This is a genomic window from Marinobacter sp. THAF197a (assembly GCF_009363275.1).
Lineage (GTDB): Bacteria > Pseudomonadota > Gammaproteobacteria > Pseudomonadales > Oleiphilaceae > Marinobacter.
This window is the reverse complement of record NZ_CP045324.1, coordinates 1764868-1791106: the sequence shown is the minus strand read 5'-3', so window position 1 is coordinate 1791106 and position 26239 is coordinate 1764868. Positions and strand designations below refer to the sequence as shown.

At 57.9% G+C, this 26239-nt stretch carries 29 protein-coding genes; 15 read left to right on the top strand and 14 right to left on the bottom strand.

What is annotated here, in order from left to right:
- Positions 1–32: 32 nt before the first annotated feature.
- The 9 genes from murB to FIV08_RS08270 all read right to left on the bottom strand — a co-directional run bounded on the left by murB (position 33) and on the right by FIV08_RS08270 (position 8939).
- A complete protein-coding gene (gene murB / locus FIV08_RS08310; protein WP_072677496.1) occupies positions 33–1064 on the bottom strand; it encodes a UDP-N-acetylmuramate dehydrogenase in 1032 nt (343 codons plus the stop codon).
- On the bottom strand, positions 1061–1540 hold the full coding sequence (locus FIV08_RS08305; RefSeq protein ID WP_058089572.1) for a low molecular weight protein-tyrosine-phosphatase: 480 nt from the start codon (positions 1538–1540) through the stop codon (positions 1061–1063). Before FIV08_RS08305 ends, murB begins: the two co-directional genes overlap by 4 nt.
- Positions 1533–2318, bottom strand: coding sequence for a 3-deoxy-manno-octulosonate cytidylyltransferase (gene kdsB / locus FIV08_RS08300; RefSeq protein WP_152437973.1), 786 nt, complete (start codon positions 2316–2318; stop codon positions 1533–1535). Before kdsB ends, FIV08_RS08305 begins: the two co-directional genes overlap by 8 nt.
- A gap of 26 nt (positions 2319–2344) precedes the next feature.
- Positions 2345–2533: a Trm112 family protein gene (locus FIV08_RS08295; protein WP_011785222.1), complete on the bottom strand. Its 189-nt coding sequence runs from the start codon at positions 2531–2533 to the stop codon at positions 2345–2347.
- Positions 2526–3587, bottom strand: coding sequence for a tetraacyldisaccharide 4'-kinase (lpxK, locus tag FIV08_RS08290; RefSeq protein WP_072677499.1), 1062 nt, complete (start codon positions 3585–3587; stop codon positions 2526–2528). Before lpxK ends, FIV08_RS08295 begins: the two co-directional genes overlap by 8 nt.
- Complete coding sequence (gene msbA / locus FIV08_RS08285) at positions 3584–5356, bottom strand: lipid A export permease/ATP-binding protein MsbA (RefSeq protein WP_152437972.1); 1773 nt, start codon at positions 5354–5356, stop codon at positions 3584–3586. The genes lpxK and msbA overlap by 4 nt, the downstream gene beginning before the upstream one ends.
- Positions 5353–5778 (bottom strand): ExbD/TolR family protein, encoded by a 426-nt coding sequence (locus tag FIV08_RS08280; RefSeq protein ID WP_058089567.1) that lies wholly within the window; start codon positions 5776–5778, stop codon positions 5353–5355. The genes msbA and FIV08_RS08280 overlap by 4 nt, the downstream gene beginning before the upstream one ends.
- A gap of 5 nt (positions 5779–5783) precedes the next feature.
- On the bottom strand, positions 5784–6410 hold the full coding sequence (locus FIV08_RS08275) for a MotA/TolQ/ExbB proton channel family protein (protein WP_058089566.1): 627 nt from the start codon (positions 6408–6410) through the stop codon (positions 5784–5786).
- Between the two features lie 72 nt (positions 6411–6482).
- Positions 6483–8939: a DNA internalization-related competence protein ComEC/Rec2 gene (locus FIV08_RS08270; RefSeq protein WP_172972260.1), complete on the bottom strand. Its 2457-nt coding sequence runs from the start codon at positions 8937–8939 to the stop codon at positions 6483–6485.
- Positions 8940–9019: 80 nt separating this feature from the next.
- Here FIV08_RS08270 and FIV08_RS08265 point away from each other — a divergent pair, with 80 nt between their 5' ends.
- Positions 9020–9565 carry a DUF2062 domain-containing protein gene (locus tag FIV08_RS08265; RefSeq protein ID WP_072677501.1) on the top strand — a complete coding sequence of 182 codons (546 nt, stop codon included), beginning with the start codon at positions 9020–9022 and terminating at the stop codon, positions 9563–9565.
- Here the strand turns inward: FIV08_RS08265 and FIV08_RS08260 are convergent.
- Complete coding sequence (locus FIV08_RS08260) at positions 9553–10260, bottom strand: ABC transporter ATP-binding protein (RefSeq protein ID WP_152437971.1); 708 nt, start codon at positions 10258–10260, stop codon at positions 9553–9555. The genes FIV08_RS08265 and FIV08_RS08260 overlap by 13 nt on opposite strands.
- Positions 10253–11497, bottom strand: a complete 1245-nt coding sequence (locus FIV08_RS08255) for a lipoprotein-releasing ABC transporter permease subunit (protein WP_152437970.1) — start codon at positions 11495–11497, stop codon at positions 10253–10255. Before FIV08_RS08255 ends, FIV08_RS08260 begins: the two co-directional genes overlap by 8 nt.
- A gap of 121 nt (positions 11498–11618) precedes the next feature.
- Between FIV08_RS08255 and FIV08_RS08250 the strand changes: the two genes are divergently transcribed.
- The 9 genes from FIV08_RS08250 to infA all read left to right on the top strand — a co-directional run bounded on the left by FIV08_RS08250 (position 11619) and on the right by infA (position 18457).
- Positions 11619–12209: a PilZ domain-containing protein gene (locus tag FIV08_RS08250; protein ID WP_061331002.1), complete on the top strand. Its 591-nt coding sequence runs from the start codon at positions 11619–11621 to the stop codon at positions 12207–12209.
- A gap of 102 nt (positions 12210–12311) precedes the next feature.
- A complete protein-coding gene (locus tag FIV08_RS08245) occupies positions 12312–12614 on the top strand; it encodes a hypothetical protein (RefSeq protein WP_152437969.1) in 303 nt (100 codons plus the stop codon).
- Positions 12615–12715: 101 nt separating this feature from the next.
- Positions 12716–13768 carry an agmatine deiminase family protein gene (locus tag FIV08_RS08240; RefSeq protein WP_152437968.1) on the top strand — a complete coding sequence of 351 codons (1053 nt, stop codon included), beginning with the start codon at positions 12716–12718 and terminating at the stop codon, positions 13766–13768.
- Positions 13765–14688: a carbon-nitrogen hydrolase gene (locus tag FIV08_RS08235; RefSeq protein ID WP_152437967.1), complete on the top strand. Its 924-nt coding sequence runs from the start codon at positions 13765–13767 to the stop codon at positions 14686–14688. The genes FIV08_RS08240 and FIV08_RS08235 overlap by 4 nt, the downstream gene beginning before the upstream one ends.
- 7 nt (positions 14689–14695) lie before the next feature.
- Positions 14696–15607, top strand: a complete 912-nt coding sequence (locus tag FIV08_RS08230) for an AAA family ATPase (RefSeq protein WP_152437966.1) — start codon at positions 14696–14698, stop codon at positions 15605–15607.
- Positions 15608–15759: 152 nt separating this feature from the next.
- Positions 15760–16713, top strand: a complete 954-nt coding sequence (gene trxB, locus FIV08_RS08225) for a thioredoxin-disulfide reductase (RefSeq protein ID WP_152437965.1) — start codon at positions 15760–15762, stop codon at positions 16711–16713.
- Between the two features lie 16 nt (positions 16714–16729).
- Positions 16730–17443 carry a leucyl/phenylalanyl-tRNA--protein transferase gene (gene aat / locus FIV08_RS08220; protein ID WP_072677508.1) on the top strand — a complete coding sequence of 238 codons (714 nt, stop codon included), beginning with the start codon at positions 16730–16732 and terminating at the stop codon, positions 17441–17443.
- A complete protein-coding gene (locus tag FIV08_RS08215; protein ID WP_152437964.1) occupies positions 17444–18157 on the top strand; it encodes an arginyltransferase in 714 nt (237 codons plus the stop codon). It abuts the gene before it with no gap.
- 81 nt (positions 18158–18238) lie between these two features.
- On the top strand, positions 18239–18457 hold the full coding sequence (infA, locus tag FIV08_RS08210) for a translation initiation factor IF-1 (protein WP_058089554.1): 219 nt from the start codon (positions 18239–18241) through the stop codon (positions 18455–18457).
- 78 nt (positions 18458–18535) lie between these two features.
- Here the strand turns inward: infA and FIV08_RS08205 are convergent, their stop codons facing one another.
- The 3 genes from FIV08_RS08205 to clpS form a co-directional block, all read right to left on the bottom strand.
- A complete protein-coding gene (locus FIV08_RS08205; protein ID WP_228263825.1) occupies positions 18536–19585 on the bottom strand; it encodes a putative solute-binding protein in 1050 nt (349 codons plus the stop codon).
- A gap of 241 nt (positions 19586–19826) precedes the next feature.
- The gene (clpA, locus tag FIV08_RS08200; RefSeq protein ID WP_058089552.1) at positions 19827–22097 is read right to left on the bottom strand and encodes an ATP-dependent Clp protease ATP-binding subunit ClpA; all 2271 of its coding nucleotides are present in this window, start codon (positions 22095–22097) and stop codon (positions 19827–19829) included.
- An 18-nt stretch (positions 22098–22115) separates the two neighbouring features.
- The gene (gene clpS, locus FIV08_RS08195; protein WP_061330994.1) at positions 22116–22475 is read right to left on the bottom strand and encodes an ATP-dependent Clp protease adapter ClpS; all 360 of its coding nucleotides are present in this window, start codon (positions 22473–22475) and stop codon (positions 22116–22118) included.
- A gap of 344 nt (positions 22476–22819) precedes the next feature.
- Here clpS and FIV08_RS19930 point away from each other — a divergent pair, with 344 nt between their 5' ends.
- The 5 genes from FIV08_RS19930 to hflD all read left to right on the top strand — a co-directional run bounded on the left by FIV08_RS19930 (position 22820) and on the right by hflD (position 26191).
- On the top strand, positions 22820–23131 hold the full coding sequence (locus FIV08_RS19930; protein ID WP_058089870.1) for a cold shock domain-containing protein: 312 nt from the start codon (positions 22820–22822) through the stop codon (positions 23129–23131).
- A 132-nt stretch (positions 23132–23263) separates the two neighbouring features.
- Positions 23264–23893: a pseudouridine synthase gene (locus FIV08_RS08185; RefSeq protein WP_152437963.1), complete on the top strand. Its 630-nt coding sequence runs from the start codon at positions 23264–23266 to the stop codon at positions 23891–23893.
- Positions 23894–23895: 2 nt separating this feature from the next.
- A complete protein-coding gene (locus FIV08_RS08180) occupies positions 23896–24345 on the top strand; it encodes an NUDIX hydrolase (RefSeq protein WP_058089549.1) in 450 nt (149 codons plus the stop codon).
- 50 nt (positions 24346–24395) lie between these two features.
- On the top strand, positions 24396–25574 hold the full coding sequence (mnmA, locus tag FIV08_RS08175) for a tRNA 2-thiouridine(34) synthase MnmA (protein WP_152437962.1): 1179 nt from the start codon (positions 24396–24398) through the stop codon (positions 25572–25574).
- Positions 25571–26191: a high frequency lysogenization protein HflD gene (gene hflD, locus FIV08_RS08170; protein ID WP_072677513.1), complete on the top strand. Its 621-nt coding sequence runs from the start codon at positions 25571–25573 to the stop codon at positions 26189–26191. Before mnmA ends, hflD begins: the two co-directional genes overlap by 4 nt.
- Positions 26192–26239: the final 48 nt, after the last annotated feature.

Genomic DNA, 26239 nt, shown 5'->3' with positions numbered 1-26239 from the left:
AAGGGCAGCCCGGCGGTTTCTGACCAGCCACGCTAACGAGCGCCAACGACACCCGGTTCCATTTCAAGCTCAACCCCGAAGGTTTCCTGCACAGACCGGCGCACCTCGTCAGCCAGCGCCAGCACCTCGGCACCAGAGCCCCCCGAGTGGTTGATCAGCACCAGAGCCTGTCGGTTATGAACACCCACCCGGGTATTGCGAAAGCCTTTCCAGCCAGCCTGGTCAATCAACCAGGCCGCAGCCAGTTTGACACCCTGCTCTACCGGATAAAACACCACACCAGGAAAGCGCTCCTGCAACCTTTCAAACGCCACCTGATTGATCACCGGATTCTTGAAGAAGCTGCCCGCGTTAGGCAAAACGGCGGGGTCCGGCAGCTTGCGGTGCCGCACCGCCATCACCGCTTCAGCAACCTCCAGAGGCGTAAGGGCGTTGACATCGGTATCCCCGAGATAATCCTGAAGATCCCGGTAATCCAGCTTTAATGGCAAGGATCGGGAAAGTTTTAGTCTAAGTTCAAGGATGGTGTAGCGGCCAGGCTGCCGTTTGAACAGGCTGTCACGGTATCCAAACTGGCAATCGCCGGCGGCCAGGGTAACCACACCCCGGGTAACACGATCCAACGCTGTCACACTTACCAGGGTATCGGCAAGTTCAACACCGTAGGCACCAATGTTCTGCACCGGCGCAGCGCCGGCAGTGCCGGGAATCAGCGCCAGGTTTTCTATGCCCCGGTAACCCGAGCGGGCAGCGTATAAAACCGCCTCATGCCAGTTTTCACCAGCACCCAGAACCAGTACGGCGTCGTCACCGTTTACTTTTTCCCAATGCCGGCCCCGAATCTGTATGTGCAGGACCGCACCGTCAAAATCACCGGCAAACACAAGGTTACTGCCACCACCGAGAATCAGGGTGTCCAGCTCCCGGGCCTCAGCCCAGGCCAGTGCGGCGGTGAGGTCATCCACGCCGGAAATCCGAATCAGATAACGAGCCCGCGCCGCAATCGCGAGTGTATTCAGCTCACGCAGATCAGCATGCTCGGTGACACTCAGCGCGCCATTCAAGCCAATCGCCCCCGGATATCCTCCAGTAAGCCTTGACTGGCTTCGTGAATCAGGTCAAGCACTCGTTCAAAACCGTCCTCACCGCCGTAGTATGGATCCGGCACCTCGGCCTGGCCGGACTCACCAAACTCAAGAAAAAGGCGAGGTTCGGTGCCGCCATTCTGATGCCAGATATCCCTGACATCGGCCAGGTTCTGCCTATCCATCACCAACACGTAATCAAACCGGTCGAGGTCTTCAGCCTTGATCTGCCGGGCCCTCAGGTCACTGATATCAACACCGCGACGGTCTGCCGCCGCCATGGCCCGGGCATCCGGCGACTTACCAATATGCCAGTTACCGGTGCCACAGGAATCAATGTGCAGATGTTCTGTCATTCCCTGCTCAGTGACCAGTTGCCGGAACACCCCTTCCGCCGTTGGCGAACGACAGATGTTACCCAGACAAACAAACAACACACTGACCTGATCAGGCATAACTTCCTCCTGCTTCTATCAGAGCCCGCACCCGGGCCAGATCCTCTTCGGTATCGACACCCGGTGCGGGCGGTCGATCAGCGATATCCACGTGGATGTGAGCACCGTTATACAAGGCCCGGAGCTGTTCCAGCGCTTCCACCTGTTCTGTCGGTGCCGGCGGCCAGCTGACAAACAGGCTGAGCACACTGGCACGGTAGCCATAAATGCCAATGTGCCGGAAGTAACCAATGCCCTCGGGTAAGTCTACGTCAGCCACCGATGCGTTGGCGGGCCAGAAGTCCCGCGCCCAGGGGATGGGTGCTCGGCTGAAGTAGTGCGCCATTCCCCGGCTATCGAACACCACCTTCACCACGTTCGGGTTGAATACCTGCCGGGCGTCGTGGATACGCTCGCACAGGGTGGCAATACTGGCCTCAGGGAAGTAGTCGAGATTATCGGCCACCTGGTTAATCAACGCCGGCGGTATCAGCGGCTCGTCACCCTGGACGTTAACCACCCGGTGGTCAGGGTCCAGCCCCAGCTTTCGGGCAACCTCCTCAAGCCGGTCCGTGCCACTGGCGTGGTGTGGTGACGTCATGACCACCTCGGCACCGAATGCCTGGCACGATGCCTCAATGCGCTGGTCGTCGGTGGCAACCACGACCCTGCTCGCCCGACTTTCCTGGGCGCGTTCACATACGTGCTGGATCATCGGTTTACCGGCAATCATGGCCAGAGGTTTACCGGGTAACCGGCTGGAGGCGTAGCGGGCGGGGATGACAACGGTAAATGACATACTGATGCGTCCTGCTGGCGGGTGTGTCAGTGCTTATCAAGCCGTTCGTCGGTACTCAGGGTACGGGCCTCTACGGCTAACATGACAGGGATACCCTCACGAATCGGAAACGCCATGGCGTCCTGGTAACAGATCAGCTCGGTACGGGCATCGTTGAGCTTGAGTTCACCCTTGCACACCGGGCAGGCAAGCATGGCCAACAGTTTCTTATCCATGGTTGGTTCTCTCAGTATTTTGTTGATGCAACTGCCCAGAGCATGCCCTGAGCCGTTCCAGAAAGCGATGTTCAAAAGGTTCCGACAGACAGGCATCCACCGTCAATACCCAGGCGTTGTCGGGTGCAAAGCCCCGGCATTTGACCGCATCTTTCGCGGTCATGACCAGCCACTCACCCGCACTGGAGCCAAGGTCTTCCGGGCGGAAACGGTGATGATCGGGAAAAGCCGCTTCGGTGACCTGTGCTCCCAGGCTCCTCAGTGTGTCAAAGAAACGTCCCGGGTTGCCTATTCCGGCAACCGCACGCACTGACCGCCCCCCGAGTGCTGAGGGCGCCAGAGTCTCCCCGGAGTTCAGATTGACCAACGACGCCGGCTGCAGTGACATGGCATGGATCTCAGGATGCGCTACGCCGGCAAACTCGTCGATCTGCTGACCCGGCGGCGGGAACACTTCTCCATTGAGAATCACAAAATCCACACTCGAGAGCCGTGTTACCGGTTCGCGCAGGGGGCCCACCGGAATCAGGGCACCGTTACCAATGCCCCGGCCGGCATCAAACACCGCCAGTTCAATATCCCTGGGCAAGCGGTAATGCTGCAAGCCGTCATCACAGATCAGGACGTCGCCGAGTGCCTGCTCCAGGGCCCAGTGCCCACCGCGACAACGGTCGGGATCGACCACCACCGGGCACCCCGTGGCCAACGCCAGCATCAGCGGCTCATCACCGCAGACCAATGCCGGCGTGGTGTCTTTTACCAACAGAGGATAATGATCGCTTTTGCCGCCGTAGCCCCGGCTCAGGATAACCGGATGCCAGCCGTCCTGCTTCATGCGTTGCACCAGCCGGGCGGTCAGGGGGGATTTGCCGGTACCACCTGCGGTGATATTGCCAACCACTACGACCGGCACGGGCAAGCTTTCATTGCGGGCCTGCCAGGCTTTCCGACGTTTCGATTCAGACACCACCCGGTACAGCCAGGCCAATGGACCGAGGATGGCCAGGGGCTTGCCCTGGCCATACCAAAAGCGGTCAATGCGGCTGCTGCTCATGCATGCTCGCTGAACTGGATCTGATGCAACTGGGCATAGGCGCCGTCTGCCGCCAGCAATTCCTCATGCGTGCCGGATTCGACAATATGGCCTTTGTCCATCACCAGTATCCGGTCCGCCTTTTCGATGGTGGACAGGCGGTGGGCAATGACCAGCGTCGTCCGGCCTTGCATCACCGTCTCAAGGGCTTCCTGAATATGCCGTTCCGACTCTGTATCCAGTGCCGACGTGGCCTCATCAAGGATCAGGATCGGGGCGTTCTTCAGCAAAGCCCGGGCAATGGCCAGGCGCTGGCGCTGGCCGCCAGACAACATCACGCCGTTATCCCCGATCATGGTATCCAGTCCTTCCGGCATCCGGTCGATAAACTCCAGGGCATGAGCCTTGGCGGCGGCTTCCCGGATTTCTTCACGACTGCAGTTGCGCAAGGCACCGTAGGCGATGTTGGCGGCAATGGTGTCGTTGAACAGCACCACGTTCTGGTTCACCAGAGCAATCTGGGAACGCAAACCCTTGAGCGAGAACTCCTTGAGAGACCTGCCATCGATTCGGATATCACCCTCGGTGTACTCATAGAATCGGGGTAGCAGGCTGACCATAGACGATTTACCACTGCCCGAACGGCCGACCAGTGCCACACTCTGCCCGGCCGGCACCTTCACTGAAATACCGTCCAGGACATTATCCAGTTGATCACGATAGCGGAAGCACACCTTATCGAACTCAATATGGCCTTCGACACGGTCTGGGGTGTATTCGCCGCGATCTTCCTCTGGCTGCTCGTCCATGGTTTCAAACACGTCATAGGCCGCAGCCACGCCCTTCTGAATCTTGGCGTGCACCGAAGTAACCTGGCGAATGGGCTTGGCCATGGTCGTCGCCGCGGTAATGAAGGCGATTAACTGGCCGGTACTCATCTCACCACGGATTTCCGGAGACAACATGGTCCAGACCAGCGCGGCAATGGCGATAGCCACCAACACCTGGATGACCGGCACGCTGATGGCCTGAGTAGAGGCCATTTTCAGGCTTTGTTTGAGGTTCTGGTCGCTGACTTCCCGGAAGCGTTCACGTTCGTAGTCTTCCCCCCCAAAGGTTCGCACCACCCTGTAACCGGAGATGGATTCTGAGGCCACGTGGGTGATATCACCCATCGACCCCTGAATGCGCTTGCTGATTCGGCGAAAGCGCTTGCTGGCGTAATTCACCACCAACCCGATCACCGGCCCCACGGTCAGGAACACCAGGGTCAGCTTCCAGTTGGTATACAGCATAAAGCCCAGCAAGCCGACGATGGTCAGGCCTTCGCGGAGGGTGATGGTGATGGCGTTGGTTGAGGCCTCGGCCACCTGCTCGACATTGAAGGTAAGTTTGGACACCAACCTGCCAGAAGCATTGTCATCATAATACCGCGACGGCAGTGTCATCAGGCGATCGAACACATCATTGCGGAGGGCATTGATTACCTGCCGCCCGACGTAACTGATGAAGTATTGACTGAAAAAGGTGCCCACACCCCGCAAGGCGAAAATGCCGACAATCAGGCCCGTCAACAGCAACCGGTTCTGATCCGTCGGATTCTCAATGGCGGTGATCACATACTCCATGGCAGCCGCCATGCCTGTGGAGGCCGCGGCATAGATAATGTTCCCCAGCACCGCCAGGGAGAACGCGAACCAGAAGGGTTTCACATAGGCGAGCAATCGTTTGTAGGTTGCCCAGCTTCCGGTTGGCGGTACCTTCAGAGGTTCCGGCCTTGCATCGATCACGGATTCTCAGCCTCCCGCTCTGTGGTTATGCTCAGTTTCGCAAACCCCAGGCGGCCGGCCACATCCATGGCGCGCACAACGTATTCATGGGGAGTTCTGGCATCGGCCGTAATGATAAACGGCAAGCTGTTGTCTCCCTCAGCTAATTCCCTGACACCCCGCTCAAGGGTTTCACGCCGATTATTGACCAGTGTCCTCTCGTTCAGGATGTACTGGCCCTCAGCATTGATCACCACATCGATCTGCCTTACCTCAGAGGGCGAAACCGGTTCGCCGCTCGCCTCGGGCAAATCCACCTGCAGGTGGCTTTCCCGGGTAAAGGTGGTGGACACCATAAAGAAAATCAGCAACAGGAACACCACATCGATCAGTGGCGTCAGGTCAACCCCGACCTCCTGGCTTCTCTGGCGCTTGAACTTCACGGTGTTCAGGCTCCTTCCACGTCGATTTCACGGTCGCCATGAACCACTTCCACCAGCTTGATGGCTTCCTGCTCCATGTTAACGACCAGCTCATCAACGCGACGAATGAAGTAGCGATGACAAATCAGGGCGGGAATAGCGACGCTCAGGCCCGCAGCCGTGGTGATCAGCGCCTCCGAAATACCGCCAGCGAGATTACCGGCGTTACCCACGCCCGCCAGCTGAATTTCCGCAAATACTTTGATCATACCGATGACCGTGCCCAGCAAACCCAGCAGCGGTGTAATAGTGGCAATGGTACCGAGGGGGTTCAGGAAGCGTTCCAGATCATGGATGACCTGGCTGGCTTCGTGCTCGATGCTCTCTTTCATGATCTCCCGGCCGTGCTTGGCGTTGATCAGCCCGCCAGCGAGTATACGGCCCAGCGGTGAGGAGCCCTGAAGCGCCTTGAGCTTGCGCCCATTCAGTTCTTTTTTCTTGATCCAGCGCCAGAGTTCGTTAATCGATTGTGGGGGCGCTACCCTGGAGGCTCGCAGAGTCCAGAATCGCTCCAGAACAATGGCAAGCGCCAGGATGGAACAGGCAACAATGGGCACCATCAGGATGCCACCGGCTTTCAACAGCTCGAACACGCTTGATCTCCCTGATTAATTACAAGCCGCGCTACTTTAGCATAGCTGCCGGTTCAGGCCACACCCGGAATGTCACGGTATTTTACATTGGTCACGGGTCAGCCCCGGCCCCTGGATCCAAAACGGAACAGTGTGGCGTAGCTCACTGATTTTCGGGCCATGCTTACTCAAGGTAACGACGATCTCTCCGGAGCAGGCGGTGTTGAGTGGGCGAGCATTCGCCAGCTGGTACCGGGCCACCACATCAGGATGGGGGTGGCCGTATCTATGCCGATAGCCCGCCGTGTAGATTACCCAGTCGGGCGCGACACGATCGATCCACGGTGCAGAGGACGATGTTTTGCTGCCGTGGTGCGGCGCAAGCACCAAGCGGAAATCCACTGCCTTGCGCAACCACGGCACCGCGCCGGGGGCAAGCATCTCTGCCTCTACCCGTTTACTGATATCCCCGGTAAGCAGCACGTCAGAACCACTGGCGGGATGGTGAATCCGGACCACACAGGACGCATCGTTTCCGGTGCGCTCGGCTTGGGACTGCCAGAATTCGAACACCACCCCATGCCATTCGAACGGCTCTGATCGACACTGTCCTACCGATTTCCCCGGCACTTCGTCCAGAATCCCGGCCACGACTTCCGGCTCACCGCTCTGTATCTGCTCCACATCTACGGCTTGTACCAACTGTACCAGGCCACCGGCATGGTCACTGTCACCGTGGCTGATTATCAGACGATCAAGTTTGTTAATCCCCAGGGCCCGGAGGTTCGGAAGCAGTGTCGAGTCAACAGCCGAAAACACACCCCGTACTTCCGGCCCTGTGTCGTAAACCAGTGCCTTGCGCCCCACACGCACCAGAACAGACAGACCCTGGCCCACATCCCAGACACGAATTTCCGGCTCCACCACCTCCGGGTTAATGGCGGCAGGCCTTGTCAGCACCACCGTGACCGCCCAGGCCCCGACTAACGCCACGGTCATCAGGCGAAAAACCCTGTCAGGGAAACGGAGCAACAGAACGACGACAGCCGCCAACAATGTCAGTAAAAAGGGTGATGCCTCTGGCGCTAATACGGACACTGGAGCCGCCAGTTGCTCCACCCACTGCAGCCAGGCCATCAACGGGCCCAGTACTGCGTCAAGCAGCGAACTTACCCAACCCGTTACCGCGCCACCGGACACCAGCACCAACAAAGCACCTGCGAACAGCACCGGCATCACAACCAGCGATACCCAGGGAATCGCCACCAGGTTTGCCACCAAACCGGCCAGCGGTTGGCTCTGCCCAAGCCCGGACAACAATGGCCACAAGCCCGCAAAAACCGCCAACTGTGCCAATACCAGGCCCTTGAGCCAGCCGGGGCCTGCCAGGCGCCCGCTGAATACCGCCAGCAAGACCGCCACCGCACCAAAGGACAACCAGAACCCCTGATCCAGCGGCGCGAACGGGTCAAGTAACAGCACCAGAAACAAGGCTGAACAGAATGGTCGCCAGACACTGGCCTCGCGGGCCAGAAGCAGATACCAGCCGCCAACCAGAACCATGATCAAGGCTCGGCGGGTTGGTACGGTAAACCCCGCAACCAGTGCATAGAACAGGCAACACAGGATAACCAGCGCAAAGCCTGCGATTCGCCTGCGCCGCTCATCCAGCCAGTGCGCCGGCACTGACAAGGTGAAGCGGCGGGCAACCAGGCCAGCACCAACCGCCACCAGTCCCAAGTGCAACCCTGATATCGCCACCAGGTGAATCGTGCCCGTTGCTCGAAGCGTTTGCCAATGCCGATCCGTGAGATAACCGCGGTGGCCGATCAGTAACGAGGCAATCAATGGGTATTCACCGGCATCGGAAAAATGCCGATGAACCTGCTCAGCGACCGTTTGATGCCAGGCGTGGTACCGGCAATGCCAGCCACAATGAAGATCCTGGTCCAGGGCAACCGCCCGAACGCTTCCGGTTGCCCGGTAACCTTTCCTGAACAGCCAATCCTCATAACGAAACCCCTCGGGATTCAGGTTGCCGTGCGGCCGTTTAAGGACCACCTCCAGCCTCAGCCGATGGCCGGGCAGCGCCTGATCATTCCGGCCATACCAGGAGAGACGCACTCTGCGGGGAAGTACCGGTGTGGCGCCCTGTTGGCCTTCGCTGTGCCAACTGACAACACACACGCTAAAGCGCAAACTGCTGAAACTGCCAGCCTGCGGAAGCTCACAAACATACCCTGATAGTTCCAGACGCTTGCCTTCCATATCCGCCGGCAAGCGCTCCGCCAGGCGCGCTTCAGAATGCCAGCCAGCCCAGGCCAGACCCAGCACAAGCAGAGCCAACAGCCTGACCAGACGGCGCATGGTGCCCTGACGGATCAGGAGAGACGCACTGACCATCAGCAGCCCGACCAAAAACAGCCACCAGGGCGGTGGTAAAAGCGTTAGTTGATACAGTAAGATAACGCCGCACGAGAACGCGACAATGCCGGGCGCGCCGACTACGCTGTGTTCAGGCGTTTGGTGAGTATGAAACAGACCGGACAATCCTTGTCCTCCAGTGCATTAGCCCGGCGCGCTCAGGGTGCCGGAAGTTATCCATTCCGAAGCAACAGGCCGAACTTCCTATGCCCAAGAAGTTCATGAAACGGTATCTGCCTTCCCCGGAAAAAGTGCAATCCATCGAATCATTGCGCTTTCTGGGCGATATCCTTCATGAACCCAACCTGTGGCACATCAACCGGCACAGTGTGTCTCGCGCCTTCCTGATCGGGCTTTTTCTCAGTTTTATCCCGATGCCATTCCAAATGGCGGCGGCAGCAGGCATGGCCATCTGGATCAATGCCAACCTGCCGTTGTCCGTCGCCCTGGTCTGGATCAGCAATCCGTTGACCATGCCGCCCATCTTCTACTTTAACTACAAAGTAGGCGCCTGGATTCTGGACCGCCCCGTGCTGGCTTTTGAATTCCAGCTCTCCTGGTCCTGGCTGAGCAGCCGCCTGATGGAGATTGGCGTGCCGCTCTATGTCGGGTCAATTGTGGTGGCGACTGCTGCGGGTTGCAGCGCCTATCTGATCATCCAGTACCTTTGGCGGCGAAAAATCCGCACCGACTGGCAGGTTCGGCGCTTTTCAAGAAAAGCCCGCAAGAAGGCCCGTAATCAGGCTTCCTGAACCAACCGCCCTTGCTCCAGTCGCAACACCCGGCCGAGGCTCCGCGCCATTCGCATATCGTGGGTGACCATAACAAAGGCAATGCCAGACTGCTCTCGCAAATCCTCAATCAGAGCCCTGATACCCTCGCCGGTATGCTCGTCCAGGTTACCGGTTGGCTCGTCCATCAACACACATTGGGGCTCGTTGACCAGCGCCCGGGCAATGGCCACCCGCTGGCGCTCACCGCCAGACAGCTCGGAAGGCTTATGCTTCAATCGCTTGCCCAGGCCAACCCGGTCCAGCAATTTTTCGGCTTTCTGCCTGGCCACAGCCAGCGACTGACCGCCCAGTGCGCAGGGCATCATCACGTTTTCCAGCGCTGTGAACTCCGGCAACAGGTGATGGAACTGGTAGACAAAGCCAAGGTGGCCATTGCGGAAACGTGCCCGGCCGGCTTCCGACAACCGGTGAATATCCTCACCACAGATATGAATCTGGCCGGATGACGGCCGGTCCAGGCCGCCAAGCAGGTTCAGCAACGTGGTTTTGCCAGCACCACTGCTGCCCACGATGGCAACGGTTTCGCCTGCCGACACTTCCAGGGAAATGTCGGAGAAAATCGTCAGTGTCTCGGGGCCCTGGTCGTAGGTTCGGGTAACCTGGCGGCAGTCGATTACCAAAGGCTTGCTGGTCGTCATTTCTACTTCACTCATAACGTAACGCCTCTGCCGGTTCGACCCTGGATGCCCGCCATGCCGGGTAAATCGTTGCCAGCAGGCTCATCACCATTCCGGCACTACTGATAATGGCCACATCCTGCCACTGCAATTGGGACGGCAGGTAACTGATGAAGTAGACGTCGGCACTCAGGAATTGATGCCCCATCAGCCCCTCAAGCCAGGAAATGAAGCCACTGATATTCAGGGCTCCGAAGATTCCGAGCGCGGTTCCCATCAGGGTGCCAAAGATACCTATTACCGCCCCCTGAATGATGAAAATTCGCATAATGCGCCCGGGTGTTGCGCCCATGGTTCGCAAAATCGCGATGTCTGCGGTTTTGTCGGTGACCACCATGACCAGGGTGGAAACAATATTGAAAGCGGCCACGGCCACAATGAACATCAGCAACAGGCCAATCATGGTCTTTTCCATCCGTATAGCCTGGAACAGGTTGCCGTGGGTACGGGTCCAGTCAGATACGTAGTAACGCCCTCCCAGATCCTGCGCAACCTGGTTGACCACGCGCGGTGCTGCAAACAGGTCATCCACCAGCAGGCGCACGCCCTCGGCACGGCCGCCGGTTCGCATCAGGCGGGCCGCATCATCCATATGAATCAGCGCATAATTGCCATCCAGCTCGGCACCGACACTGAAGATACCTTTAACGGTAAAGCGCTTTAGCCTGGGCAGTACGCCGGCCGGGGTTACCGAGGCTTCCGGCAGGACAACCGTCAGTTTGTCTCCGACCTGCAGCCTAAGGCTGTTGGCCATCAGCCGACCGATGATAATGCCGAATTCTCCCGGCTTGAGTTCATCCAGGTTGCCTTCAATGAAGTGATTCTCAATGATCGATACCGTGGCTTCCTGCTCGGGCACAATGCCGCTTAGCATCACTCCCCGAACATCACCACCGCCTGTCACCATGCCCTGGCCCTGGATAAAGGGCGCGGCCGCCAGTACCCGTGGATGCTCCTGTACGCGGCGATCAATCTCTTCCCAGTCTTCCAGCGGGCCCGACGCCCCCTGAATCGTGGCGTGGGGCACCATGCCCAGAATGCGCTGCTTCAATTCCCGGTCAAAACCATTCATTACGGACAACACGATGATCAGGACCGCCACGCCAAGCATCAGCCCGAGCATGGAGGTCAGGGATATAAAGGATATAAAGTGATTACGTCTCTTGGCTGCGGTGTACCGCAAGCCGATATAGAACGATAAGGGTCTGAACATGGGGAGGTGCCTGTCGCTACCTTCTGGCCTGTCGTGGTTTGGTACCCCGGATCACTCGCGAGCCTCCGGGAAACTGCTAAACTACTCTTTACCAATAAAATTTCAGCCCGCCGGAGACAGAATGCCAGGCTCGCCTATCACGCCACCGATCACCGATGCCAAAGCCGACCGACGCGAGTATTTCCGGATCGAGGACCGTATTGGTCTTGAAATCCGCCGTCTCTCCGGGAACGCTGACAGCGAGCAGGATGATCCGTTCAATGGATCGCCACTGGAAAGCCTCAAAGCTGAATTCCGCCGGCTGGACCAGGACGTAAAAGCACACCTCGCCAGCCTGGCGGAACGTGACCGACTACTGACCGGATTGATCAAATCCATGAACAGCAAGCTCGACACGCTGGCGCGCATTATCGCCTTTGAGCAAAATCCGTTGCAACCGGAGGACTGGCAGGATGTGACTCTCAGCGAGGGCGGCCTGTCGTTTTTCAGCAGCACCCCGGCCTGGAACCAGGGCGACCGTATTGCGGTACGTATGACCCTGCCACCGGAACTCTATCAACCTCAAGCCATTGCGGAAGTTCTGAGCGCAGAGGTGGATGATCGGGGCGGAGCAAGGGTTCACACCGAGTTCGTTCAACTTGACGACAGTAGTCGCCAACAAATTGCCCGCCATGTGATGCGTTGGCAAATCCGGCAGCGGCAAAAAGAGTAAACTTTGAAAAAACGCTGACTTTTGCCCGTTTTTTCGGGATATTACGTTTTATCCATGTCCTGCGGTATCGTTCGCGGGAACCAGGCATTAATGGAGAACCCAATGAAGAACAAGCGAAACCTGATTACCGCCGTGGCACTGACGTCCCTCATGTCTGCCGGCCTGGCAACCAACCTGCACGCCGAACAGCTGACAATTCCCGTTGGCAGCCAGGCCGATCGCAGCCAGGCCAGCCTGCCGACCACCGGCATGACCCAGACCTCGGTTCGCAACCGCTGGGGCGCTCCTCAGGATATCCAGGGACCAGTAGGTGAGCCTCCTATCAGCCAGTGGCACTACTCCGATTTTATCGTCTATTTCGAACACGACCGGGTGCTGCACACTGTCGTCAAGCGCAACCGCTAATCCCCCTCCGGACAAAGGTTCAATTTTCTCCGCCCATGGCCTGACGTTGTGGCAATGGTCAGATAGAATGGCGGCTTTTGCGAACCAAGGTGACAAATACAGTGACATCCAAGCGAGTGTTGCCTGCGGAGTGGGCGCCCCAGAGCGCAGTCATGTTGACCTGGCCTCATCCGGGCACTGACTGGGCCCGGATAATGGACGAGGTTGAACCTGTCTTCCTGAACATTGCTCACCAGGTGCTTCGATTTGAGCATCTGGTGATCAGTTGTGAATTCGTGGCACGGCTGCAGAAACTCGGCCAGGAACTGAACCATTTCGCAGAAGAGAACGGTCTTCCGGGGCGTGTGATCACCGTCCCGGCACCCGCTAACGACACCTGGGCGCGGGATCACGGCCCGATAACGGTCGACACCGGCGACGGCCTCACCCTGCTGGACTTCCGGTTCAACGCCTGGGGTGGCAAGTTTCCGTGGGAAAAAGACAACGCCCTCAATCAGCATCTGGCGAATGCCGGCGTCTTTGGCGGCCATCGTTTGCAGTCTGTGGATTTCGTTCTGGAAGGTGGTTCCATCGAATCCGATGGCCAGGGCACGGTCCTGACCACCAGCGAGTGCATGCTGACACCGTCGCGAAATCCTTCCATGGATCGCGCAGCCATCGAACAGCTGCTGTCAGAACTCCTCGGAGCAGACCGCATTCTCTGGCTGAACCATGGCTATCTGGCCGGTGACGATACGGATAGCCATATCGACACCCTGGCTCGATTCTGCGCCCCCGACCACATCTGCTACGTGACTTGCCCGGACGTAGCCGATGAACACTACAGTGCACTGGCGGCCATGGAAGAAGAACTGCAGGAGTTCCGGCAGAAGGATGGCAGCCCCTACAAACTGACCGCCCTGCCCTGGCCGGATGCCATCCATGATGAAGACGGCGAGCGCCTGCCCGCCACCTATGCCAACTTTCTGATCATCAATGGCGCGGTTCTGTTGCCGGTGTACGATGTACCGCAAGATCAGGAAGCCATCCGAATCATGGCCGGCATTTTCCCTGACCGGGAGATTGTTGCGATCAACTGCCGCCCGCTGATCCACCAGCACGGCAGCCTTCACTGTGTCACCATGCAGATTCCCGCAGGAGTGGTCACGCTATGACTAGCCGGCCCGAGAACCCGCAGCTGAAGATTGCTGCTATCCAGCAAAAGTGTACCGATGACAAGGCTGCCAGCCTCGCCACGTCTGAGAAACTGATCCGTGAAGCCGCCAAGGGCGGTGCACAACTGGTGGTGCTGCAAGAGCTGCATGCCACGCTGTATTTCTGCCAGACAGAAGACACAGACATTTTTGAACTGGCGGAACCCATTCCCGGCCCCACCAGCAACCGGCTGGCAGACCTCGCCGGCGAACTGGAGATTGTCCTGGTCGGCTCCATCTTCGAACGGCGCATGAACGGCGTCTACCACAATACCTCCGTGGTGTTTGATACCGACGGCAGCCTGGCTGGCATCTACCGCAAGATGCACATCCCCGATGACCCGGGCTTCTACGAGAAATTCTATTTCACTCCTGGAGACGCCACGTTCAATGACGGCCGCAGCGGCTTCACCCCGATCAATACCTCTATCGGAAAGCTCGGAGTTCTGGTGTGCTGGGACCAGTGGTACCCGGAGGCAGCCCGCCTGATGGCACTGGCCGGCGCCGATATCCTGATCTACCCCACCGCCATCGGTTGGGACGTCACCGACGACCCCGAAGAACAGGCCCGGCAGCTGGAAGCCTGGGTTACGGTGCAAAGGGGCCATGCCGTTGCCAATAACCTGCCCGTTATTGCTCCCAATCGGGTTGGCACCGAACCGGACCCCACCGGCCAGGGAGATGGCATCCGATTCTGGGGCAACAGCTTCATCTGCGGTCCCCAGGGCGAATTCCTGGCCAGGGGAGATGACCACAGCGAGTGCATTCTGACAGCCACCCTTGATCGCAACCGTACCGAATCCGTTCGGCGAATCTGGCCGTATCTTCGGGATCGTCGTATCGATGCCTACGGAGACATTCTTAAACGGGTACGGGACTGAGGCCTGCATGAAACAAAAGATGGACAGCGTTGTTACCGAGCTCAACAAAATACTGTTGGGCAAGGACACCCAGGTTCGGCTGGCTCTGTGCGGATTACTGGCCCGCGGCCACCTGCTGATCGAGGACATTCCCGGGATGGGCAAAACCACCCTGTCCCACGCCCTGGCCAAGATCATGGGCCTGAGTTATCAGCGCATCCAGTTCACCAACGATCTGCTACCCGCTGATGTTCTCGGCTATTCCATGTATGACAAGCAGGCCGGCAGCCTGGTTTTTCATCCGGGCCCGATCTTCGCCCAGGTTGTTCTGGCGGACGAAATCAATCGGGCCTCGCCCCGAACCCAAAGCGCCCTGCTGGAGGCCATGGAAGAACGACAGGTGTCCATTGAAGGCGAAACCCGGCCACTGCCCTCGCCGTTTTTCGTGATTGCCACCCAGAACCCTATCGAACAGGGCGGCACCTTCCCGCTGCCTGAATCCCAGCTTGACCGCTTCCTGATGCGCCTGCGCCTGGGGTATCCGGACCCGAAAGCCGAACGGGAACTGCTGGAAGGCGAGGATCGCAAGACCCTAACAGACAGGCTCGAGGCCATCCTCCCCCACGACCAACTGCAGGCACTGCAAGTTGCCGTGGACGAGGTCACTGCCAGCCCGGCCCTGCTGGATTACCTCCAGCGTCTGCTCGAACAAAGCCGTCGCATGCCCGGCCTGCTGTACGGCCTTTCCCCGAGGGCTGGCCTCGGTCTGCTCCGGGCCGCCAAAGCCTGGGCACTGATGGCAGGCCGCAACCATGTGTTGCCAGACGATATCCAGGCGGTTTTCCCATCTGTTGCCGAGCATCGCCTCGAGCAGGGAGAGTCCGGCAAAAGCAAAGAGAGAGTCCGGCAGCTGCTGACCACCGTCTCCGTACTTGAATAATTCCGCAATGCCCATATAGCAAAGCTTAATTGGCCGCATTATCGGAAACGAATGGCACCCCGGTTATTTCATGGTAGCCTTTCGGCTTCTTGATTAATGAACAGTCCGCACGGCCGGGCTGAACCTGTATCCTAAATATCAGCGAGCATTCCATGAGCGAAACCCGACACTCCCGACTGATCATTCTTGGTTCCGGCCCGGCCGGTTACACCGCTGCTGTCTACGCTGCCCGCGCCAACCTGAACCCAACACTGATTACCGGTATTGAAGTGGGCGGTCAGCTCACCACCACCACCGATGTGGACAACTGGCCGGGTGATAACGATGGCGTTCAGGGCCCGGAACTGATGCAGCGCATGCAGATGCATGCTGAACGCTTCGAAACCAACATTATCTACGACACCATCAACGAAGCTGACCTGAACAACCGCCCGTTCCGCCTGAAAGGTGATGGCGGAGAGTACACCTGTGACGCCCTGATTATCGCCACAGGCGCATCTGCCATGTATCTCGGGCTGGAATCCGAGGAGAAGTTTAAAGGTCAGGGCGTGTCGGCTTGCGCCACCTGCGATGGTTTTTTCTACCGGAAACAGAAAGTCGCGGTGATCGGTGGCGGCAATACGGCAGTGGAAGAGGCGTTGTATCTCTCCAACATCGCTGATGAGGTGACCCTGGTTCATCGCAGGGACAAACTGCGAGCCGAGAAGATCCTGCAGGATAAACTGTTCGAGAAAGCAGAGAACGGCAATGTGAAGATTGTCTGGAACCATACACTGGACGAAGTTCTGGGCGATGGCACCGGCGTTACCGGCATGCGCATCCGGAGCATGGAAGACGACAGCACTCGGGATATTGAACTGGCCGGCGTATTCATTGCCATCGGCCACAAACCCAATACCAGCCTGTTTGAAGGCCAGTTGGATATGGACAACGGCTACATCCGCATCCAGTCCGGCCTGAACGGTATGGCCACCCAATCCAGCATTCCGGGTGTGTTTGCCGCCGGCGACGTGGCTGATCATGTATACCGCCAGGCGGTAACGTCTGCCGGTTTTGGCTGCATGGCCGCCCTGGATGCTGAAAAATTCCTGGATCAGCAGGACTGATCCAGGTAATCGCAACATGACGTCGCTACCCTGGCTGGACCCGGATCAGCTCTGGTTCCCCCCGGCAGACGAAGCACTGGATGACCCGGACGGTCTGCTGGCCCTGGGTGGCGACCTGTCATCAGAGAGACTGTTGCTGGCTTATCGCAACGGCATCTTTCCCTGGTTCAGTGACGACCAGCCCATCCTTTGGTGGTCGCCCAACCCACGGTGCGTGCTCTTCCCCAACGAGATTCACATATCCCGTAGCCTGCGGCGCACCCTGAACCAGCGTCGCTTCGAGGTCACCGCCGACCAGTGTTTCAGCCGGATCATCCGCCTTTGCGCAAACACCCGTGCCGAGGGCACCTGGATTACGGATGACATGGTCACCGCGTACACCAGGCTGCACCGGCAAGGCATCGCCCACTCCATTGAAATCTGGAATCAACAGGGCGAGCTGGCTGGCGGCATGTACGGCCTGGCGCTGGGGCGATGCTTCTTCGGTGAGTCGATGTTTTCTCTGGAGACCAATGCCTCCAAGGTGCTAATGGTGCACCTTGCCAACCAACTGGCAGCCTGGGACTACCAGATGATGGACTGCCAGGTTGAGAGCAGCCACCTGCTGAGCATGGGTGCCAGGGCTATCCCGCGGGCGGAATTTTTATCTATACTCAGGGCATGTGTGGATCGGAAAGCGGATCAGCCAGACTGGACATTTACCTGGCGCTGGCCCGGCCCGGAGGCATGAATGAGCAACCTCAGAACCCTGGTTTTCTTTGCAACACCAGCCCATGATTGCAGCTACCTGCCAGACCGCGAAGCCACCACCATGTTTGTGGACCCACGGGCCCACATCGACAAAAAACTCTACAGCCAGTTGACGGCCCTTGGCTTTCGTCGCAGCGGCTCACATTACTACCGCCCCCACTGCGAAGACTGCAACGCCTGTGTGCCTGTTCGCCTGAAAGTGGATGAATTCAAGCCTGATCGCAATCAACGGCGGGTGCTGCGCAAGAACGAGGACCTCAGCTGCAGACTGGTGCCAGCCGCCTTCAGCGAGCGCTACTATCGCCTCTATGCCCACTATATAGAGGAACGCCATAAGGACGGGGACATGTACCCACCCTCCCGGGAGCAGTTCATGTCGTTTCTGGTAGAGGGCGCAACAGACTCCTGGTTCCTGGAGATTTCCCTGGACAGTGAACTGGTGGGGCTGGCCGCAGTGGATCTGCTGGACGATGGCCTGTCGGCCATCTACACCATATTCGCCCCGGAACTGGAACACCGGAGCCTGGGAACCTTTGCCGTGCTCTGGCAAATCGACGAAGCCCGCCGGCGGGAATTACCCCATCTTTATCTGGGGTACTGGATCAAAGAATGCCGGAAAATGAACTACAAAACCCGCTTTACCCCGATTGAAGCCCTGCGCGACGGCCACTGGCGAGAGATGCAATTGGACTGATTTTTGCCAAACGTTAAGAAATCAGGCAGAATTGCGCAATTTAAAATCACCGAAAGCATTCCCGAACGAGGTTTTTACTGAATGGCGAAATCAGATGTCATTGAAATGGAAGGGGTTATTATCGACACCCTTCCCAACACCATGTTCCGCGTTGAGCTGGCCAACGGTCACGTTGTAACCGCTCACATCTCAGGAAAAATGCGCAAGAACTACATTCGCATCCTGACAGGCGACAAGGTCAAGGTTGAGCTGACTCCCTATGACCTGAGCAAGGGCCGCATTGTGTACCGCGCCCGTTAATGCTCCAGTGACATCTGAAAAGCCCCGCTTTTGCGGGGCTTTTTTGTCAGATCTGATAAGTCGGGCGTTCGCTGACCATCATTCGCGGTTCTGATCCGAACATTCCATGGCACCCGGGTTTGTATAACAACGTATCTTGCGCAGAATCGTCATCATGTCTTCGTGATAAACAGCGGCGGCCAACTGGGCCTCTTGCCCTTTATTCGACAGCAGATCTATGCGTACCTGCCTGAGCATTTCCTGATACTCCCGCATGTCCTCCGGACCGATATCCACCCACCGATCACTTGGTATACGGTCCTCGAATTGGCGAATAACCCTGATTGCATCCGGATAGAGCCGGGCCATCAGTTTCCGGGACTCCCGAACAAACTCGGGGCTGAATGCACCTTCCCGCGCCACCAGCTGTATTGTCACCTGACCGACCGGGTAGCGAATGATGCCACCCCGATCGCCTGCCCCACGGAACATTTCAAGCACTTCCCAGGCCGCTGCCGGTGCATAGCTCATGTCAGCCTGGCCTGAGTTGAAAACCCGGGCAAAGTTCGAGATCTTCGCCGGCACCGGCTCGGCACCCACAAACTCCACCATATGTCGGGCATCATGGTGGCCTTCAAAAACCGTGATGCGTTTACCTTTGAGCGCTTCAACGTGGTTAATGGCCCGGTCATTGACGAACAGGTACGCCGCGCCCATGGGCGCCACACCAAGCACCTCATAGCCATCCTGGCTCAGGTGCCTCGCGATACGCGGGCTGGCAAGACCATGCAGCAAGACCCGCAAGTCTTCATAGTAAGGCACGGCACCGATGGCGCTGATCGAACCGGTAAAATCGTTGAAATGCCGCACTCCCATATCGGTAAGTGCCACCAGGTCACACTGGCCCTCGCGAAAGTCCCTGATGGCCAGGTCTTCATCTGTGTAGGGCTGCATCACCAGAGATGTACCTGCGGAGACTGCGCCGCGCTGGTAATCACGAAGTAACTGATAGACAAAGCCGTTAGCGCCGGCCACATCAAACACGCAGAACTGCTTTCTTTCGGTAGCCGCCAGTGCCGGGCGAACCAGTAGCACCAACAGACCGAAAATCACTGCCAGGGTAAGGGAGAATTGACGGAACGTCCTCATTGGGCTGCTTCCTTATCGTTGTTATTGGCAAACCGTGGCAAATCACCACGAATTCTTTGCCTTAAACTGACAGAAGTTGCCCTGAAATGGATTGACAGCACGGCCAGGCGCCGGGGCCTGCTTCGGTCAACCGGTTAACAGCCAGCGCCACCTGCACCAAGACAGCGCCCGTCAAGGCGCACCACAAAAAAACCGCTGCCGGGCATAGCCCGACAGCGGCTTCCATTACCAACGATTGCGGTCAGACCGCTTCGGCTGGCTCGTCCTCATAGTCAAAGACCAGCTCATCGTCCTTCAATTGAATGAACACGTCTCCGCCCTTCTCCGACAACCGGCCAAACAGAATCTGCTCCGCCAGCGGCCGCTTGATCTTGTCCTGGATCAGGCGAGCCATCGGTCTGGCTCCCATGGTGACATCGTAGCCCTTCTCTGCCAGCCAGGATTTCGCCGCATGGTCCACGTGCAGCACCACGTGCTTCTCATCCAGCTGGGCCTGAAGTTCGGTCAGGAACTTGTCGACCACATGGGTGATGGTTTCCTTCTGCAGGTCGGCAAACTGGATAATGCCGTCCAGGCGGTTACGGAACTCCGGCGTAAAGGTCTTGGTGATCACTTCCATGCCATCGGTGCTGTGGTCCTGCTCGCTGAAGCCAATGGAACGGCGAGCCATACTCTCAGCACCGGCGTTGGTGGTCATCACCAGAATCACGTGACGGAAATCGGCCTTCCGACCATTGTTGTCGGTCAAGGTGCCGTGGTCCATCACCTGCAGCAGCAGGTTGAACACTTCCGGATGGGCCTTTTCAATTTCATCCAATAACAACACGCAGTGCGGATGCTTGTTAACCGCCTCGGTCAGCAGGCCACCCTGGTCATAGCCGACATAACCGGGAGGCGCACCAATCAGCCGAGACACGGTATGCCGCTCCATGTACTCGGACATGTCGAACCGCACAAGCTCTATGCCAAGCACCTTCGCCAGCTGTTTGGTCACTTCTGTTTTACCAACCCCAGTGGGGCCGGCAAACAGGAAGGCACCTTCCGGTTTTTCCGGCGCCTTCAAGCCGGCGCGGGCCAGCTTGATCGCCGTGGCCAGAGATTCGATGGCCGGGTCTTGTCCGAATACCACCATTTTCAGATCGCGCTCAAGGTTACGCAGCAAATCCTTGTCGCTGGTGGACACGTTCTTCGGCGGAATCCGGGCAATATTCGCGACCACGTCTTCAATGTCGGTAACATCAATGGTCTTCTTGCGCTTGTCTTCCGGCTGCAGGCGCTGCCTTGCGCCGGCTTCGTCGATCACATCGATGGCCTTGTCTGGCAGATGCCTGTCGGTGATGTAGCGGTCCGCCAGCTCAGCAGCCACCCGAAGCGCCTTGTCGGTGTACTTCAGGTCGTGGTGCTTCTCGAAGCTCGGCTTCAGCCCTTTGAGAATCTGGTAGGTATCCTCGACACTTGGCTCGTTCACATCGATCTTCTGGAAGCGACGTGCCAGAGCACTGTCTTTCTCAAAGATGCCGCGGAACTCCTGGAAAGTGGTGGAGCCGATGCAACGCAACTCCCCGGAGCTCAGCATGGGCTTGAGCAGGTTGGATGCGTCCATCACCCCACCCGAAGCCGAACCTGCACCAATGATGGTGTGGATCTCGTCAATAAACAGAATGGCGTGATTCTGCTTCTTCAGATCACTCAACAAGCCCTTCAGGCGCTTCTCAAAATCGCCCCGGTACTTGGTGCCCGCCAGCAGGGCGCCCATGTCCAGGGAATACACCACCGCATCGGAAATGATCTCCGGTACCTGGCCATCCACAATTCGCTTGGCCAGTCCTTCGGCAATAGCAGTCTTGCCAACACCGGCCTCGCCCACTAACAACGGATTGTTCTTGCGACGGCGCACCAGTATCTGGACCACACGCTCTACTTCGTGCTCGCGACCAATCAACGGGTCGATACGGCCCTGCCGGGCCTGCTCGTTCAGATTGGTGGCATAGCTTTCCAGCGGTCTGGACTGGGAGCCTTCCTCGCCGGCCTCTTCATGGGCAGCATGGTCCGCGCCTTCCTGGTCTTCCGCACCCTGAACCCGGGAGATACCGTGGGAAACGAAATTGACCACATCAATCCGGGCAATGCTCTGCTTCTTCAGCACATACACCGCCTGGCTCTCCTGCTCGCTGAAGATAGCCACCAGCACATTGGCACCGGTTACCTCTTTCTTGCCAGAGGACTGGACGTGGAATACTGCTCGCTGCAGCACTCGCTGGAATCCCAGCGTTGGCTGGGTTTCACGCTCGCTGTCGGTGCTTGGAATTAATGGTGTAGTGGAGTCGACAAATTCGACCAGTTCATCTTCAAGGCGCTTGAGATCTGCACCACAGGCTTTGAGGACACCCACCGCCGATTCGTTATCGAGGAGAGCCAGCAACAAATGCTCGACCGTCATGAATTCATGGCGCTTGTCACGGGCATTTTTGAAGGCCGTATTCAGCGTAATTTCAAGATCTTTGCTCAGCATGGGCCACCCCGCCGTCTATCAGTCCGCACGTTCAATCTCGCAAAGGAGCGGATGCTCGCATTCCGAAGAATACTGGTTCACCTGTGCCGCCTTTGTTTCCGCGATGTCACGGGTATATACCCCACATACGGCTTTTCCCTGCGTATGGACGAGCAGCATCACCTGCGTCGCCTTTTCTTCGTTCATTCCGAAGAACTTCATCAGTACATCCACCACGAAATCCATGGGTGTGTAGTCATCGTTCAGGAGCACAACCCGATACCGGGCCGGGCGCTTCAGAGCTGGCTTCTCGGGCGCAACACTAACACCTTCATGACGCCCGGGCTGTTCGTCCTCCCCCTGATTAAATACTAGTAGAGAATTCTCAATTGTCCGCATGGTTCTGTTTACCGGTTATTCGGTTTCCTGACTAAATGTGGTTGCCCGCAACCCGGTTTTCAAGCGAAAGCCCGGTTCAAGCGTGAGTTATTTATCAATACGGACATGATACCGCTTCCGGACCTTGTTGAACCACTCATTCGGCGACTACTGCCCCTTGACTCGAGCCCGGGTTTGGCCGACAGTTAGGGTGCATTGTAAAATAATGTAAACCTGTGCAACCGGCATGTAACGGCAGGCGACACCTGCCATGTCGAATCGCACCATTTATGACCCGGCCCGTCCGGGTCTCAGGCAGCAATTCCAATAATAAGAGTGACAGCAAAGGAACAGGGGAGTTCATCATGCCTAGAGGCAAGGTCAAATGGTTCAACAACGCCAAGGGATACGGCTTTATCATCGAAGACGGCTGCAGCGATGACCTGTTCGCCCACTTCTCTTCGGTGCAAATGGACGGCTACAAAACGCTGAAAGCTGGCCAGGCGGTCACCTTTGAGAAAAAGCCCAGTGACAAAGGGGTGCACGCCGTCAATATCGTTCCTGACGAAACCCAGGCGAAACAGCCTTCTGAAATTGGGGGCAAGCAGTCTGAGCCGTCCTCACGGGACCAATCGTCAGGCCGGGACGGGTATCCGCCCAGAGCCGTTAACGCCTGAGAAGGCGCCTTGGCCAATCACTCTCACCTGCCAGTTCAGCTGGCAGGTACGTTTTTTTATGCTTTTTTCACAGGGGTTAATCCTATACGCTTGCCGCTTTCGAGCACCCGTTAGCGAGACAGGACCCCGTGCATGGCGGAGCTGATTCTATTCAACAAGCCATTTCAGGTGTTAAGCCAGTTCACCGACGAACGCCAGAACAATCCTCGCGCAACACTCGCCGACTGGATCAGGAAACCGGGCTTCTACCCCGCCGGCCGACTGGACTATGACTCCGAAGGCTTGCTCCTGCTGACCAACCACGGCCCGCTACAACATCGAATTGCCGCTCCCGACAACAAGATGCCAAAAACCTACTGGGTACAGGTGGAGGGTGAGATTTCCCAGCAGGCCATTGAGCAGCTTTGTCAGGGCGTTAAGCTGAAAGATGGGTTAACCCGGCCCGCCACAGCCCGCCGAATGAACGAACCGACCGTCTGGCCCAGGGTTCCGCCAGTCCGGCACCGGGAAACCATTCCGACCAGCTGGCTTGAGCTCACCATCACCGAAGGCCGCAACCGCCAGGTACGGCGCATGACAGCAGCCGTTGGCTACCCTACCCTTAGACTTATTCGGTACCGGATTGGTGACTGGACGCTCGACAACCTCGCGCCCGGCCAGTATCGGCTTGAGGCTGTACACCTGCCCGACAGCCCGGTAACCAGCAAACCGAAACCCGGCCGCCACAAATCGCGCCCGTTCAGACACAGGAGACCCCGTTAACCATGACCTGGAAACCCCATGCCACCGTCGCCGTTGTGGTCGAGAACGAACAGGGTCAGTTTCTGCTGGTTGAGGAAATCAGCAACGACAAGGTGGTGTTCAATCAACCAGCGGGCCACATTGAAGAAAACGAAGCCGTGCTGGATGCGGTGCGCCGTGAAACCCTCGAAGAGACCGGCTGGGAAGTGGAGCCTCAGTTCTTTTTGGGCGTATACACCTATAAAGCACCGGCCAACGGCGTTACCTATCACCGCTTTTGCTACGCCGCCCGCGCGATAAAGCAGGTCACCACGGAGCTGGACACCGGCATTATCCAGCCGCACTGGCTCAGTATTGAAGAAATTCGGGGCCTCGGCGACAAGCTCCGCAGCCCGTTGGTGCTGCGCTGTATCGAGGATTACCGAAATGGCCGGCAATTCCCCCTTGATGTCGTGGTGGATGACCAGACGTAACCACCACAAGATGATAAAATCGCCGTTTTCAACCGGCTACCGAAAGGCTCATGATCCAGAATCCTGACTCCAGTACTCCCAAGAACACCCGCGTGATTGTCGGCATGTCCGGTGGCGTGGACTCCTCTGTTGCCGCCTGGCTGCTGAAAGACCAGGGCTACCAGGTGGAAGGCCTGTTCATGAAAAACTGGGATGAAGACGACGGTACTGAGTACTGCACCGCCATGACCGACCTCGCCGATGCCCAGGCAGTGGCGGATGCCATTGGTATCAAGCTGCACACCGCCAGTTTTGCGGCTGAATACTGGGACCGGGTGTTTGAGCACTTTCTGTCAGAATACAGCGCAGGGCGCACCCCCAACCCCGACATCCTGTGCAACAAGGAAGTTAAATTCCGGGCATTTCTGGATTATGCCGTCACCCTGGGCGCCGACTACATCGCTACCGGCCACTACACCCGCCAGCGCCCTCTTAATGATGGCACTGGAAAGGCTCAACTGCTGAAGGGTCTGGACCCCAACAAGGATCAGAGCTACTTCCTGCACGCGGTGTCGGGTGACCGTATTGCCCGCACCCTGTTCCCGGTAGGAGAGCTGGAAAAACCGGAAGTTCGCCGTATTGCCGAGGAACAAGGCTTTGTTACCCACGACAAAAAAGATTCTACCGGTATCTGCTTCATCGGGGAGCGCAAGTTCACCGACTTCCTGAAGCAGTACCTGCCGGCCCAGCCCGGCGACATCGAAACACCGGATGGCAAAGTGATCGGCAAACATCAGGGCCTGATGTATCACACCATTGGCCAGCGCCAGGGGCTGGGTATCGGCGGCCTCGCGGAATTTGGCGATGAGCCCTGGTATGTGGCTGAAAAAAACCTGTCCCGCAATGTACTGATTGCCGTTCAGGGCAAGAACCACCCACTGCTGTTTTCCCGCGGCCTGGTGTCTGGTGCCATTGACTGGGTGGCCGGTGAGCCGCCCGCCCAGAGCTTCCGCTGCAAAGCAAAAACCCGCTATCGCCAGCCAGACCAGGACTGCGAAGTGACCGTTATCGAAGGCGGCGTCAAAGTGGTCTTTGACGATGCCCAGCGGGCCGTCACCCCCGGCCAGTCCGTGGTGTTCTATCAGGGCGATGTTTGCCTGGGCGGCGGCGTGATCGAACAAACCTGGCGGGATGGCGAGCCACTGCCATCACGGCTGGAGCGAACTGTCGATGCAGGGGCCCGCGCATGAGCAAATCCCTGCACGACCAGACCCTGGCATTGGCTGGCCTGTTCCAGGCAGCAGCACTGGTGCGGCAGATTGCCCATAATGGCAGCTGTAGTGACGAGTCCCTGGAAACCTGCATACGCTCTCTGTTCGCCACCAACCCAGCGTCCACCCTGGATGTTTACGGTGGCGAATTGTCCGACATCCGTGAAGGCCTTGAGGCCCTGTCCACCTCGCTGGCGCAACAGAGCCGCCCACAGGATGTAGAGATACTGCGCTACGTGCTGAACCTCGTTCATCTCGAGTCGAAACTCAAACGCGACGGCGACATGCTCGACGTGATTGGCAGCCGGATTGAACAGGCACGGCATACCGCCAGCCACTTCGGATACACCCACAGCAACCTGATCGGCAATCTGGCGTCCATTTACACAGACACCATCAGCACGTTCCGCCTGCGCATTCAGGTCAGCGGCAACCCCCAGGTGCTTCAGCGGGAAGAAAATGCGGCGAAGGTCCGAGCCCTGCTGCTGGCCGGTATCCGCTCGGCAGTGCTCTGGCGTCAGAGCGGTGGCCACCGCTGGCAGCTGATCTTCAAACGCAAAAAGGTCATCATGCACGCCCGGGAGTTGCTGCGCTGATTCGCAGCGCCCTCTGGTGTATCATTAGCGCCTTCTTAATAGTCCCGA

Excerpts from the sequence above, each read along its gene's own strand:
- FIV08_RS08305 (WP_058089572.1), bottom strand. The coding sequence starts at position 1,540 with ATGCCTGATCAGGTCAGTGTGTTGTTTGTTTGTCTGGGTAACATCTGT.
- kdsB (WP_152437973.1), bottom strand. The coding sequence starts at position 2,318 with ATGTCATTTACCGTTGTCATCCCCGCCCGCTACGCCTCCAGCCGGTTA.
- FIV08_RS08295 (WP_011785222.1), bottom strand. The coding sequence starts at position 2,533 with ATGGATAAGAAACTGTTGGCCATGCTTGCCTGCCCGGTGTGCAAGGGT.
- lpxK (WP_072677499.1), bottom strand. The coding sequence starts at position 3,587 with ATGAGCAGCAGCCGCATTGACCGCTTTTGGTATGGCCAGGGCAAGCCC.
- FIV08_RS08265 (WP_072677501.1), top strand. The coding sequence starts at position 9,020 with ATGCCCAAGAAGTTCATGAAACGGTATCTGCCTTCCCCGGAAAAAGTG.
- FIV08_RS08260 (WP_152437971.1), bottom strand. The coding sequence starts at position 10,260 with ATGAGTGAAGTAGAAATGACGACCAGCAAGCCTTTGGTAATCGACTGC.
- FIV08_RS08255 (WP_152437970.1), bottom strand. The coding sequence starts at position 11,497 with ATGTTCAGACCCTTATCGTTCTATATCGGCTTGCGGTACACCGCAGCC.
- FIV08_RS08250 (WP_061331002.1), top strand. The coding sequence starts at position 11,619 with ATGCCAGGCTCGCCTATCACGCCACCGATCACCGATGCCAAAGCCGAC.
- FIV08_RS08245 (WP_152437969.1), top strand. The coding sequence starts at position 12,312 with ATGAAGAACAAGCGAAACCTGATTACCGCCGTGGCACTGACGTCCCTC.
- FIV08_RS08235 (WP_152437967.1), top strand. The coding sequence starts at position 13,765 with ATGACTAGCCGGCCCGAGAACCCGCAGCTGAAGATTGCTGCTATCCAG.
- FIV08_RS08230 (WP_152437966.1), top strand. The coding sequence starts at position 14,696 with ATGAAACAAAAGATGGACAGCGTTGTTACCGAGCTCAACAAAATACTG.
- trxB (WP_152437965.1), top strand. The coding sequence starts at position 15,760 with ATGAGCGAAACCCGACACTCCCGACTGATCATTCTTGGTTCCGGCCCG.
- aat (WP_072677508.1), top strand. The coding sequence starts at position 16,730 with ATGACGTCGCTACCCTGGCTGGACCCGGATCAGCTCTGGTTCCCCCCG.
- FIV08_RS08215 (WP_152437964.1), top strand. The coding sequence starts at position 17,444 with ATGAGCAACCTCAGAACCCTGGTTTTCTTTGCAACACCAGCCCATGAT.
- infA (WP_058089554.1), top strand. The coding sequence starts at position 18,239 with ATGGCGAAATCAGATGTCATTGAAATGGAAGGGGTTATTATCGACACC.
- FIV08_RS08205 (WP_228263825.1), bottom strand. The coding sequence starts at position 19,585 with ATGAGGACGTTCCGTCAATTCTCCCTTACCCTGGCAGTGATTTTCGGT.
- clpA (WP_058089552.1), bottom strand. The coding sequence starts at position 22,097 with ATGCTGAGCAAAGATCTTGAAATTACGCTGAATACGGCCTTCAAAAAT.
- clpS (WP_061330994.1), bottom strand. The coding sequence starts at position 22,475 with ATGCGGACAATTGAGAATTCTCTACTAGTATTTAATCAGGGGGAGGAC.
- FIV08_RS19930 (WP_058089870.1), top strand. The coding sequence starts at position 22,820 with ATGCCTAGAGGCAAGGTCAAATGGTTCAACAACGCCAAGGGATACGGC.
- FIV08_RS08185 (WP_152437963.1), top strand. The coding sequence starts at position 23,264 with ATGGCGGAGCTGATTCTATTCAACAAGCCATTTCAGGTGTTAAGCCAG.
- FIV08_RS08180 (WP_058089549.1), top strand. The coding sequence starts at position 23,896 with ATGACCTGGAAACCCCATGCCACCGTCGCCGTTGTGGTCGAGAACGAA.
- mnmA (WP_152437962.1), top strand. The coding sequence starts at position 24,396 with ATGATCCAGAATCCTGACTCCAGTACTCCCAAGAACACCCGCGTGATT.
- hflD (WP_072677513.1), top strand. The coding sequence starts at position 25,571 with ATGAGCAAATCCCTGCACGACCAGACCCTGGCATTGGCTGGCCTGTTC.